Raw genomic sequence first — 12,371 nt, 5'->3', positions numbered from 1 at the left:
AAATCCTGTCAACTTTTGCCCACATTGCGCTGGTATGGCCAATGCGTGACGTTTTCGGACGTCCCACAGTTGAGAGTACAGGATTAACGCCATGGCGGAAAACTATCTTCAGCGTTCTAACCGGCAGGATGATTCGCGATTCGGTATTGATGATCCTCTGATGGAGCTATCCCGCATTATGGGAACTCCGGAGCAGGATGAGTCACCTTCCGGGTCCAATGATGATTTTGCTCTGGATCTTGAACGCGAACTGATGGGAGGCTTCGATGACGAAGTCACCTCACAGTCCGCTTCGGCTGAATCAGATCGCAATCAGCAGAATGACGAGCCTGACGCTAGCGAATTTCAGGAGTCAATCGAGCGCGAGCTTTCGGCCATGCAGCCTGAGCAGCCTTACGACATTCCTGCGCAACCCGTCGCCGCTTACGAAGAGCCTGACTATGCGGATTATGAGCCGGAGACGGCTTATGCCGACAATGAAGCAGGCGAGGGTGTAATTTCAAATACAGGCGCTGAAGCTCCCGCTGCGCCAGTTGCGGCCGCGCCGGCGATCAGCCTTGAAGATGAATTGGAAACACTGCTTGCCGGATCGGCAAGGCCAGTTGTGCAGAGGTCTGCGAATGCATCCTGGGGATACGGTTCACGTTCCAATGTAGCCGGTCGCACGGAAGCAGCGCCGATTATCAGCCGCGCAACTGCCTACCAGCAGCCAGAAGCAGCGCCAGCGCCTGCTCCGGTCGCTTATGCACCAGCATCGCCCGCTGCTGCGTATGAGCCGCCTGTGGAGGAGATTGCTGCGCCGGTTGCTTATGCTGCACCAGAGCCTTCTTATGAGCCGCAGGTTTCCTATGCCGAGCAGGAAAATTCCGACACGGAAATCGAAGATGCTTTCAATGATCAGGAGCTGATGGCAGCGCTTGATGATTTTGAAGTGCCGATGGATGCCGAGGAAGAGCTTGCGCCAGTGCGGGAACAGATCGCTGTTCCAGTTGCTGCTCCTATTGCCGGGGTGCCTAAGGTTCCAGAAGTTCATGCCTTGAGCGATTATGCGGATGAACTCGATCGCGCCGCCAAGCCGGCTCAAGCACCTGATGTGGATACTATCGCCGTTACCGAAAGTCGGGTTGACTACACCGAGTCACTCGATCTTCCGATGGTGAACTACGAAGACGATGCTCCCCAGAACAATGGTCTCAACGAGCTGGAGAGCGAGTTTGCTGAAGTATTCGGCTCGATCGAATCCGACACACAGCACAATGATTTTGCTGCAGCGTCCAAGGAACAGGCACAGCCGGAACCTGCAAAGGACGAGTTTGCTGAAATCTATGCCGATGTCTTTGGCAATGAAGCCGAACAAAGCCGTTACAATGAAGCTGGCTATGCGGCTGCCGGTGTCGCTGCGGCAGGTGTAGCCGGAGCAGCATTGCAGGCTCCTGCTGCCTCGGCCCGTTATCAGCACGGTCCTGAGGACGATGCTAATTTCGGTTATGATCCGCGTCAGGATGATGTCGACATTGCTGCTGGAGCCTATGCGCAGAACGAAAACAGGCCGCGCCGTAATCCTCTGTTCGTTCCGGGTGTGGCTGCTGCTGTGGTTCTGGTCGCTGTTGCGGGTGCGCTCGCATATAAGTGGACTGGCTCAACGGGTGGTGAACCCGTGGTCATCATGGCCGATAAGGCGCCGATGAAGGTTCAGCCAGAAGCAACGGCGAGCGCTGTCGTTCCCAATCAGGACAAGGCTGTTTTCGATAAGGATGCAACCGCTGCTCCGGTAACGCCTAAACAGGAGCAATTGGTAACAACGCGCCAGGATCCTGTTGATCTTGCAGCCGATGAAGACGATGAAGTGCCAATCGCCGACAAGGTTGATGCGCGTATCGACCCTGCCGATCAAGATCTGGCGGCAAATGAGCCAGCTCCGGAACGCAATGGTGCACTTGCACCGCGTAAGGTTCAGACAATGATCGTCAAGCCGGACGGAACGATGGTTGCCTCCATTACTCCTGACGCGCCGCCGGCAGGCACTGGTGCCGCCGCTGCTCCCGTGGAACGTCCCGGCAACACAGCAACGGGGCCTGTCTCAGCGGATGATCCTGTTGCTGCACTTGCGGGAGGAGATCCAGTTGAGCCGGAACCAGCGCTTGCGCCAGAAGCGCCAGCCGCTGCGGCACCCGCTGCTCCAAAAGCTCAAGTTGCGGCCAAGCCGGTAGAAACGAAGAAGATCACACAGGAAACAGTCGCCTCGGTTGCGCCGAAAAACGTTCCCGTGGTGGAATCGCGTCCTGCCGAACAGCCGCTCGATATTGTTGATCGCGTGCCAGCCAAAAATGCTCCTGCACAACAGGTGGCTTCGGCTGCACCTGCTGCTGGAAGCTACTTCATCCAGGTTGCTTCGCAGCCAAGCGTTGAGGGTGCGCAGAAGACCTATGCATCGCTGTCGCAGAAACATGCGGGCGTTATTGGCGGACGCGGTGTCGATATCAAGCAGGCCGAGATTGCAGGAAAGGGCACATTCTATCGTGTACGTATCCCTGCCGGCTCGAAGAGCGACGCGGTGAATTTGTGCTCCAAGTACAAATCCGCAGGCGGAAGCTGCTTTGTGACGCAATAGACCGAACAGACAAAAATAAGAGAAAAGGCGGCCACTGGCCGCCTTTTCTTTTTGTGCATTGAAGCAGTAGACTCCCAATATGAGCGAATCAAAAGCATGGATTGCTGGTACCACCGGCCTGAAACTGACTCCGGATGAGATTGCGTTTTTTCGCGATGAACGTCCTTGGGGTTTTATTCTTTTTGCACGCAATGTGAGCGAAGCTGCACAAATCGAAGATTTGTGCGCGCATTTGCGTGATCTGGTCGGGCGCAATGATGCGCCTGTGCTAATCGACCAGGAGGGTGGACGTGTGCAACGTTTGCGCCCGCCATTGGCCCCTGATTATCCATCGGGTTCGGCGCTGGGCGCTCTCTACCGCGAAAATGAGGAGAAGGGGCTGCGGGCGGCTTGGCTTTTGTCCCGCCTGCATGCGTTTGATCTGTTGAAGCTTGGCATTGACGTGGATTGCCTGCCAGTGCTGGACGTGCCGGTGGAAGGTGCCAATGATGTGATCGGTACGCGCGCCTATGGCAAGCATCCGGACATTGTAACAGCCATGGGCAGTGCGGCAGCAGAAGGATTGCTGGCGGGCGGCATGCTGCCGGTCATGAAACATATTCCCGGTCACGGCAGGGCCTTTGCTGATACGCATCACGAGCTACCGACCGTTGCGACCGGGCTGGATGAACTGGCTGAGCATGATTTTGCGCCCTTCAAAGCGCTATCGCATCTGCCAATGGCCATGAGCGCTCATGTGATCTTTTCAGCGGTCGACCCTAAATATCCGGCTACGACGTCTGGTAAGGTGGTCGAAGAGATTATCCGTGACTATATAGGCTTTGACGGGCTTTTGATGAGCGATGACGTCTCCATGAATGCACTTTCTGGGGATTACTTCGACCGAACCAAAGCAATCTTTGCGGCAGGATTGGATATGGTGCTTCATTGTCACGGGATTATGGAGCAAATGACGGCGGTTGCCTCATGCACTCCGGAGCTGCAAGGCAAGGCACTTGAACGGGCGGTAAAGGCCATAAAATACAAACGGAAACCCGACGCTTCCAGTGAAGAAGAGCTCAGGGACGAATTCCGCAGCATGTTCGAGGCGGTTGCATAAAGTGCGATAACAGGGAAGCGAGACAGGTTTGGCAGTTAGCGAAAAAAACATGAATGGCAACAAAGCAGCTCCAATGGAGGCGCTTTGGGAGAGCCAGGTTGATCGCGCTGCCAGCGAGCCTTCCCTTGTCATCGACATTCAAGGGTTTGAGGGGCCGCTTGATCTTTTGCTGCATCTTGCGCGAAATCAGCGTGTCGATCTGGCGCGAATTTCTGTTGTTGCCCTTGTTGAACAATATCTCGTGTTTATCCGGCAGGCACAGGCCCTTCGCCTTGAACTGGCGGCTGATTATCTGGTCATGGCCGCCTGGCTAACATACTTGAAATCGAAGCTGCTCATCCCGAAAGCTCCGGGTGAAGAAGGTGAAAGCGGCGAAGAACTGGCCGCCACTTTGCAATTCAGGCTGAAACGGCTTGAGGCAATGCGCGACGCGGCGATGAAGCTTATCAACTGCAATCGTCTTGGCCGTGATGTCTTTCCCCGTGGCATGCCGGAAGCTGTTATTGTTGATCAGACAAATGCTTACTCAGCCACGCTATATGAGCTTCTGACTGCCTATGCCTCACAAAGGCAAAAGCGCGCGACCTCGCATGTGCAGATTGCGCGGCGTTCCGTCTGGTCGCTCAAGGATGCTCGGGAAATATTGATGCGTCTCGTTGGCGAGATGAAAGACTGGACCGCGCTGGACCAATATTTGCTGGAATTTATTACGACTCCGGCAGAACGTGCTTCGGCAATAGCAAGTTCTTTTGCTGCAAGTCTTGAAATGGTCCGCGAGGGACATCTGGAAATCCGCCAGACGGGCGCTTTCAAACCGATCTACCTCCGCAACCGGCCGGAAGAACCAATGAAGGATGTGGTCAATGGCTGATCCTGCAAATGACGATGTCAAAATTGACAGGCAAGAGGCTGAGGACAACTGGAATACGGCAGTCAAAACATCAGACGCGTTGCGAATGGTTGAGGCGATCCTGTTTGCATCGGCGCAGCCTGTAACAGAAAAAGCCCTCAAAGAGCGCCTGCCATCGGATGTTGACGTTGCGATGTTGCTGGGAGAGTTGCAGGAAATATACTCCAATCGCGGTATAAATCTGCGGCAGGTTGGTGGTGCGTGGGCATTCCGCACTGCCGCAGATCTTGCATTCCTGATGAATCGCGAGGCTATACAGCTCAAGAAATTGTCGCGGGCAGCTCTCGAAGTGCTTGCTATCATTGCCTATCACCAGCCGGTAACGCGTGCGGAACTCGAAGATATTCGCGGTGTTGAAACCTCCAAGGGCACGCTTGATGTGCTGATGGAAACGGGCTGGATCAAATTCCGGGGGCGTCGCCGCACGCCCGGTCGCCCCATAACTTATGGAACAACAGCCTCGTTCCTCGATCACTTCGGGTTACAGGAAGTACGCGATCTGCCCGGCATAGATGAGCTGCGCGGGGCAGGGCTGCTTTCCGCCCGCATGCCAACCAATTTTGCAATTCCTGTGCCTTTCAACGATCCGGACGAACTGACCGAGGATGAAGATCCTTTGACAGATATCGATCTGGAAGAACTGGGCCTTTTGACACCTAAGGTTGAGCAGGAGTGACATTATTTCTCGCCACATTTGCGGCGGATAGTCCCTTAAGGCAAAATTCGTACCTCGCAAATCAATTCGGGCTTGCGCTGGGTTTACGCGAATGTGAAAGAACAAAAGCGACTTGTGTTTGAAAAGCACGGGGAAAAAGCTTAGATCAGCTCAAACCACTGGGCGAATGTGAGGGTAAAATGGGTAGTTTTTCAATCTGGCACTGGCTTATCGTGCTTGCGGTCGTGTTGCTTCTCTTCGGACGCGGCAAAATTCCTGAGCTGATGGGCGATGTTGCCAAGGGTATCAAGAACTTCAAAAGCGGCATGAGCGACGAAGATGCTGCGGACGCCAATAATTCCAAGACCATTGACAACACGACAAGTGAGCCAGTGAATTCAGTCAAGGAAAAGACCAAGAAGTCTTGAACGGTAAGGGCGGGAGCCTTGCCCTGCGCGTGGCTGAATGGCCGCGTTGTGGCTGGAGCATGATAAATGTTTGATGTTGGTTGGTCGGAAATACTGGTCATCGCGGTCGTTCTGATTGTGGTTGTAGGTCCGAAAGACTTGCCCAAAATGCTGCGTGCGTTCGGCAAGGCGACGACTAAGTTTCGGGCAACTGCAGGTGAGTTTCGCAAGCAGTTTGATGAAGCTCTGAAAGAAGCCGAACTTGATGATGTTCGTGGCATTATAAATGATGCAAAGAGCCTCGACCCGCGCAATGACATACGCAAAGTATTCGATCCCGTCAGAACAATAGGCGAGGAAATACGCTCTACATTGAAAGATGCGACGGATACGGCGAAGGATAATGTGGCCATTCCCGACCCATCAGCGCCCGGTGCCACGCAGGCGCAACCTGTGGTGATGGAGCCATTGCCGCCTGTTGACGAGCCAAAGAAAAAGCCGAGGGCTGCGGCCAAGCCAAAGGCAGCCCCCAAAACCACGACGACCGCTAAACCCGCCAGCGCGGGGCCTGCAAAGGCAGTCGCTGTTAAGCCAGGCACTACAAAACAGACTGTCACAAAGCAGACTGCTGCCAAAGCAGCCGCAGCGCCGGTCAAAAAGACGGCTAAGCCACGTGCCAAGAGCAGTGATACGGGGACGAAATCTTGAGCAATACCGACGATGAAATCGACAAGAGTTCAGCGCCGCTGATAGAGCATCTGATTGAGCTGCGCCGTCGTCTTATCTGGGCTCTGCTGGCTTTTTTCGTCGCGTTCCTGGGTTGCTTCCATTTTGGCAAGCAGCTTTTCAACCTGCTGGTTATTCCCTATCAATGGGCAGTGGGCTGGGCAGGATTTGATCCGGCAAAGGCGCAGCTGATTTACACCGCGCCACAGGAGTTTTTCTTCACGCAGGTCAAGATTGCCATGTTTGGCGGTATCGTCATTGCCTTCCCTGTTATTGCTTCCCAGATTTATAAATTTGTTGCGCCCGGCCTCTACAAGAATGAGCGCATGGCTTTCTTGCCGTTTTTGATCGCCTCGCCAATTCTGTTTCTCATGGGCGGCGCTCTGGTCTACTTTTTCTTCACGCCGATGGTTATGTGGTTCTTCCTTGCCATGCAGCAGACCGGCGGGGCCGGTGAAGTGCAAATTTCCTTGCTGCCCAAGGTTTCCGAATATCTCAGCCTTATCATGACGCTGATATTCGCGTTCGGACTCGTTTTTCAGTTGCCGGTTGTGACGACCCTTTTGGCCCGGGTTGGGTTGGTCGGCTATGAAGGTCTCAGATCAAAGCGCAAATATGCGATTGTGATTGCTTTCATCGTTGCCGCGGTGATCACGCCGCCCGATCCTGTCAGCCAGATCGGTCTTGCGCTTCCCACCATCCTTCTCTACGAGATTTCCATCTGGATGGCGCGTCTGATCGAGAAAAAGCGTGCGGCTGAGACAGAAGCACAGTCGAGCGAAATCTCGTCCTGACACTCTCCAGTTCGCCGGGGTTCGCCCCATAAGATATAATTATTCCAGTACGGCTTTACTCTCATGCATGACATTAAATGGATCGTCCAGAATCCGCAGGCTTTCGACGCCGCAATGGCCAAGCGCGGAATGGAGCCGATTTCGTCACGCTTGATAGAGCTTGACGAAAAGCGGCGGCAATCCATTGCAAAATCTCAAGGGCTGCAGGAGCGTCGCAATGCCGCTTCCAAGGAAATTGGCAAGGCGATGGCCGCCAAAGATCAGGCAGCGGCCGATCAGTTGAAGGCGGAAGTCGCCGATATCAAGCAAGCGCTGACTTCTGCAGAAGAGGAAGAGCGCCAGCTAGAGCGCGCGCTCACTGAGGCGCTTGAAGTGCTGCCCAATATTCCACTGGATAGTGTGCCTTTGGGCAAGGATGAAAGTGGCAATGTGGAAACGCGCCGCGTCGGCCATCTGAAGAACTTTTCGTTTGAACCGAAAGAACATTTCGAAATAGGCGAGAAGCTTGGATATATGGATTTCGAGCGGGCTGCGCGCCTGTCCGGCAGCCGTTTTACCGTATTGAAGAGCCAGCTTGCGCGGCTGGAACGGGCTCTTGGTCAGTTCATGTTGGACATGCACACGACGGAGCATGGCTATATGGAGGTCAATCCGCCGCTATTGGTCAATGACGATACGCTTTATGGCACCGGGCAATTGCCGAAATTTGCCGAAGATCTCTTCAAGACCACTGACGGCCGCTATCTCATCCCCACTGCCGAGGTGCCGCTGACCAATCTGGTGCGTGACGAGATTCTCGATATTCGCGATCTGCCGATCCGTATGACCGCGCTGACCGCTTGTTTCCGTTCCGAGGCAGGTTCCGCTGGACGCGATACGCGCGGCATGCTGCGCCAGCACCAATTCATGAAGGTGGAACTGGTTTCGATCACCGATGCGGAACGCGCTGTCGAAGAGCATGAACGCATGACTGCCTGCGCGGAAGAGGTGCTTAAGCGCCTTGATCTGTCATTCCGTACCATGACGCTTTGCACCGGCGATATGGGGTTCGGCGCGCAAAAGACCTATGATCTGGAAGTATGGCTTCCAGGACAGAAATCTTACCGCGAAATTTCAAGCTGTTCTGTTTGCGGTGATTTTCAAGGCCGGCGGATGAATGCCCGTTACCGGCCAGAGGGCGAGAAATCCACCCGTTTTGTCCACACATTGAATGGTTCGGGCACTGCTGTTGGCCGCGCTTTGATTGCAGTTGTCGAAAATTATCAGAATGAAGACGGCAGCGTTACAGTTCCTCAAGCACTTGTGCCTTATATGGGTGGGCTGACACGGATCGAAAAAGCGGCTTAAACAAACGGGGTAGGGCGATGCGGATTCTCTTGACCAACGATGACGGAATTCATGCGGAAGGTCTGAGTGTTCTTGAACGTGTCGCCCGCCAGCTTTCTGACGATGTTTGGGTCATTGCGCCTGAGACGGACCAGAGTGGACTTGCTCACTCGCTGACGCTTTCCAACCCATTGCGGCTGCGCAAAATTGATGACCGCCATTTTGCAGTGAGCGGCACGCCGACCGATTGCGTCATCATGGGCGTCAAGCATGTGATGCCCGAGCCACCTGATCTTGTGCTTTCCGGCGTCAACTCCGGATCAAATACTGCAGATGACGTAACTTATTCGGGTACGATCGCCGCAGCCATTGAAGGCACTTTGCTGGGGATCAAATCCATCGCTTTATCACAAGAATATAATCTCAACGGTGGCGCTCGCGTCCTGCCATGGGAGATTGTGGAAGAGCGCGCTCCGGATGTGCTTCGAAAAGTGCTTGGTGTTGAATTGAACAAGGGCGTTCTCGTCAACATCAATTTCCCCAGTTGCCAGGCTTCCGAGATCGCAGGCACCCGCGTGACGGTACAGGGAAAGCTTTCGCACGGGTTGACGATTGAAGAGCGTCACGATGGGCGCGGTTTGCCCTATTACTGGCTTCGATATGGACGGGGTAAGGATGTGCCTGCCGAAAACAGCGATGTCGCTGCGATCCGCAACAACTACATTTCCATTACGCCATTGCAGCTTGATCTGACCGCGCATGAGATGCGAGCCGTTCTTGAGGAAACATTTATATGAAACCGGCCATGTCCGAGCGTGAAGGTTTTGCGGCTTTTGTGCTGCGTATGCGCAGGTTGGGCCTAAGCGACCAGAGATTGATGAGCGCTCTTGAAGCCACGCCTCGCATGAGTTTCGTGAGCGGTAACCTTGGCAATGTCGCTTATAGTAAGGGTGTATTGCCTATTGAGTGCGGAGAATTCATTGAAGGCCTGGACCTCCAGGCCCAGTTGATCAAGGCGCTCGAGCTGGAACCATCGCACCGGGTTTTGGAAATTGGAACGGGTTCCGGTTTTACCGCCGCAGTCATGGCCCGGCTTTCAGGACGTGTCCTATCACTTGAACGCTATCGCACACTGGTCGAGCTTGCGCAGCAGCGTCTTCAGGCTTTGAAAATTGAAAACTGTATTATCAAACATGCAGACGGGCGGTTGGGGCTCGCAAGCGATGGCCCCTTTGACCGGATCATCGTCTGGTCTGCGTTCGACGCTATGCCAAGGCATTTTGTCGATCTCCTTTCGTCCAACGGTATTTTGGTGGCGCCTATCGGCCCTGTTGACGGGGAGCAGACAGTTGCACGTCTAACAAAGATTGGCAGCCGTTTTGACCAGCAGGAGTTGATGCGCGTAAGGTTCCTGCCCTTGGTCGAAGGGGTTTCCTCGGCGCTTTAACCTGACTGCGGCCGAGCCAAGCGTTTACGAGCTTGGTGAATTTTTTGCAAATTTTCGAAAGTTTTAACGGTCGGGTAACATTAACGCGATCTAATGCGTCTAATATTCTTGTATGAGTACGGGCGGGATTAAGCGATGCGTTTGAGTACACTAGACAAAGCGTCACGGCGGTTGGCTCTCAATGCCGCCATTCTCACAGTTGCCGGCATTGCTGCCGGTTGCAGCTCCGGGGTGTCACGTTTCTCCAGTGCAGATTTCAGCTCTGGTTACAGTGATAACCAGAGATCGATCATGCAGACCCAGAACAGTGGTTCGGTGGCGCCGGTCGATTCAACCTACACTGCTTCGGTCAATAATGCGCCGATCCGCTCATCGGGCGGTGTTCAGCGCGGTAGTCTGCCGCCCGTTGGCAGCCAAAGCGCTTCTTCATTGCCGCCGGTTTCCTCGCAGCCTTCGCGCCCGGCTCTCGCTCCCGTTGCGAACAATGCGCCAGTACGTCAGCAGCAGGTCGCCATGGCGGCACCCATGCAGACAGCGCCCGCAGGGTCTGCAACTTTGAAGACACCAGATGGACGCGAAGCCAGAATGCCTGCCGCTACTGCGCCCGCGCAGGCCGCAGCAAAACCCATCACGACTTCAACGGCAAGCGGCACCTATAAGGTTCAATCCGGCGATACGCTTCATGCCATTTCGCGCAAGACAGGCGCGAATGTCGATGCGATCAAGCAAGCCAATAATATGCAGGACGGAACAGTCCGTCTCGGGCAATCGCTGATCATTCCGCCGTCCAATTCATCGCTGGCACAAAATGTTGCCAATACGATGAAGCCCAAGGGCGGCACTGACCAGGTGAAAACTGCTGCTACACCGCCTGTCGAACAGCCTAAGGTTGTTGCAAGCGCACCTGCCGCGCCTGCTCCTGCTACAGCCGCCGCCGGATCGGAAGCCAAGCCCTATACCCCGCCGCAAGCGAGTGAAAAGGCTGCAGGCGAAGCGGAGAAGGAAGTCGCATCAATTCCATCGGCTTCGGGTGCATCGCAATTGCGCTGGCCTGTGCGTGGCCGCGTTGTCGCCAATTACGGCAAAGGTAGCGACGGCATAGACATTTCGGTTCCGGAAGGCACCCCAATCAAGGCCGCCGAAAGCGGTGTCGTGATCTATTCGGGCGATGGACTGAAGGAATTCGGCAATACGGTTCTGGTCCGCCATGATAATGGCTTGGTCACCGTTTACGGTAATGCGAGCAAGCTGAACGTTCAGCGCGGCCAGAAGGTCAAGCGTGGCGAAGAGCTGGGCGCATCCGGCATGACTGGCAATGCTACAACGCCGAAGCTTCACTTCGAAGTTCGCAAGAATTCGACGCCTGTCGATCCTACAAAATATCTCGAACTATAGTCAGTTCATTGATTTCCAAAAAAGCCCGTATTGTTTCGATACGGGCTTTTTTATTTTAAAGCTTTTTGCCAAGGCGCCCGGCAAGATCCTGTATGAACTGCCACGCAACGCGACCGGAGCGCGCGCCACGCGTGGTTGACCATTCAAGTGCCTGCGCATGAAGCTGATCTTTTTCCATAGCCAGATCAAAATGTGCGGCGTAGCCGTCGATCATTGCAAGATAATCATCTTGGCTACACTTGTGAAATCCAAGCCAAAGACCAAAGCGGTCCGATAGAGACACCTTTTCTTCAACGGCCTCCGATGGATTGATGGCTGTTGAACGCTCGTTCTCGATCATATCCCGCGGGAGCAGATGGCGGCGGTTCGATGTCGCATAAAAAATCACATTGTCCGGGCGGCCTTCGACACCGCCCTCGAGCGCGGCTTTCAATGATTTGTACGACGTATCATCATGGTCGAAAGAAAGATCATCGCAGAACAGGATAAACAGGTAGGGCGTATTCTTGATGATGCCCATCAAGGCTGGCAGGCTATCAATGTCTTCGCGGTGAATTTCAATGAGTTTGAGCGGGTGAGCGGCGGCCGGAGCTTCAGCATTTACCGAAGCGTGCACGGCTTTCACAAGCGAAGACTTGCCCATGCCGCGCGCACCCCAGAGCAGAACATTATTTGCCTGCATGCCATCGGCAAACCGTTTGGTATTATCAAAGAGAATGTCGCGAACCGTATCAACACCTCTGATCAAGGAAATGTCGACGCGATTGACCCTATTGACGGGATCGAAACCGAGACGGGAAGGGTTCCATACAAAACAATCGGCAATTTCCAGATTGACAGGCTGCGGGGTTGGCGGCGCCATGCGCTCTAGCACAGCAATCAAACGGTCAAGTTTTTCGCTCAGCAATTCCTCAGTCATACCAGACATGCCCTTACATTCTTCAGTTTGAACGTCACTATCATGTTGACTGATAATGGAAAAGCAGTCGTGGTGGTTTTGT

General features: G+C 54.3%; 12 protein-coding genes. 11 read left to right on the top strand and 1 reads right to left on the bottom strand.

Translation table 11 applies throughout. From position 1 onward, the window contains the following. Positions 1 to 91: 91 nt before the first annotated feature. The 11 genes from ACTJI9_RS16275 (at position 92) to ACTJI9_RS16225 (ending at position 11,370) form a co-directional block, all read left to right on the top strand. Complete coding sequence (locus ACTJI9_RS16275; protein ID WP_440809321.1) at positions 92 to 2,611, top strand: SPOR domain-containing protein; 2,520 nt, start codon at positions 92 to 94, stop codon at positions 2,609 to 2,611. 79 nt (positions 2,612 to 2,690) lie between these two features. Further along, entirely contained in the window at positions 2,691 to 3,710 is a 1,020-nt protein-coding gene (gene nagZ, locus ACTJI9_RS16270; RefSeq protein WP_115052919.1) for a beta-N-acetylhexosaminidase, read from the top strand. Positions 3,711 to 3,738: 28 nt separating this feature from the next. Beyond that, positions 3,739 to 4,581, top strand: a complete 843-nt coding sequence (locus tag ACTJI9_RS16265) for a segregation and condensation protein A (RefSeq protein ID WP_370878827.1) — start codon at positions 3,739 to 3,741, stop codon at positions 4,579 to 4,581. Further along, on the top strand, positions 4,574 to 5,296 hold the full coding sequence (gene scpB, locus ACTJI9_RS16260; protein ID WP_440809317.1) for an SMC-Scp complex subunit ScpB: 723 nt from the start codon (positions 4,574 to 4,576) through the stop codon (positions 5,294 to 5,296). The genes ACTJI9_RS16265 and scpB overlap by 8 nt, the downstream gene beginning before the upstream one ends. Positions 5,297 to 5,475: 179 nt before the next feature. Next, positions 5,476 to 5,703, top strand: coding sequence for a twin-arginine translocase TatA/TatE family subunit (locus tag ACTJI9_RS16255; protein ID WP_115052922.1), 228 nt, complete (start codon positions 5,476 to 5,478; stop codon positions 5,701 to 5,703). Positions 5,704 to 5,769: 66 nt separating this feature from the next. Next, positions 5,770 to 6,390, top strand: coding sequence for a Sec-independent protein translocase protein TatB (gene tatB, locus ACTJI9_RS16250; protein WP_115052923.1), 621 nt, complete (start codon positions 5,770 to 5,772; stop codon positions 6,388 to 6,390). Further along, complete coding sequence (gene tatC / locus ACTJI9_RS16245) at positions 6,387 to 7,202, top strand: twin-arginine translocase subunit TatC (RefSeq protein ID WP_307285424.1); 816 nt, start codon at positions 6,387 to 6,389, stop codon at positions 7,200 to 7,202. The genes tatB and tatC overlap by 4 nt, the downstream gene beginning before the upstream one ends. 63 nt (positions 7,203 to 7,265) lie before the next feature. Continuing rightward, positions 7,266 to 8,549, top strand: coding sequence for a serine--tRNA ligase (gene serS / locus ACTJI9_RS16240; RefSeq protein ID WP_440809314.1), 1,284 nt, complete (start codon positions 7,266 to 7,268; stop codon positions 8,547 to 8,549). A gap of 17 nt (positions 8,550 to 8,566) precedes the next feature. Next, entirely contained in the window at positions 8,567 to 9,325 is a 759-nt protein-coding gene (surE, locus tag ACTJI9_RS16235) for a 5'/3'-nucleotidase SurE (protein ID WP_336440013.1), read from the top strand. After that, positions 9,322 to 9,975 (top strand): protein-L-isoaspartate(D-aspartate) O-methyltransferase, encoded by a 654-nt coding sequence (locus ACTJI9_RS16230; protein WP_440809311.1) that lies wholly within the window; start codon positions 9,322 to 9,324, stop codon positions 9,973 to 9,975. Before surE ends, ACTJI9_RS16230 begins: the two co-directional genes overlap by 4 nt. Before the next feature lie 135 nt (positions 9,976 to 10,110). Then, complete coding sequence (locus ACTJI9_RS16225) at positions 10,111 to 11,370, top strand: M23 family metallopeptidase (RefSeq protein WP_337354689.1); 1,260 nt, start codon at positions 10,111 to 10,113, stop codon at positions 11,368 to 11,370. A 55-nt stretch (positions 11,371 to 11,425) separates the two neighbouring features. Here the strand turns inward: ACTJI9_RS16225 and ACTJI9_RS16220 are convergent, their stop codons facing one another. Beyond that, positions 11,426 to 12,298, bottom strand: a complete 873-nt coding sequence (locus ACTJI9_RS16220) for an ATP-binding protein (protein ID WP_440809309.1) — start codon at positions 12,296 to 12,298, stop codon at positions 11,426 to 11,428. Between the last annotated feature and the right edge of the window lie 73 nt (positions 12,299 to 12,371).

It is taken from the genome of Phyllobacterium sp. 22552, from assembly GCF_052044585.1.
In the GTDB taxonomy this organism is placed as follows: Bacteria; Pseudomonadota; Alphaproteobacteria; order Rhizobiales; family Rhizobiaceae; genus Phyllobacterium; species Phyllobacterium ifriqiyense.
Note: the sequence above shows the minus strand (reverse complement) of the source record. Positions and strands in the feature narration are given on the sequence as shown.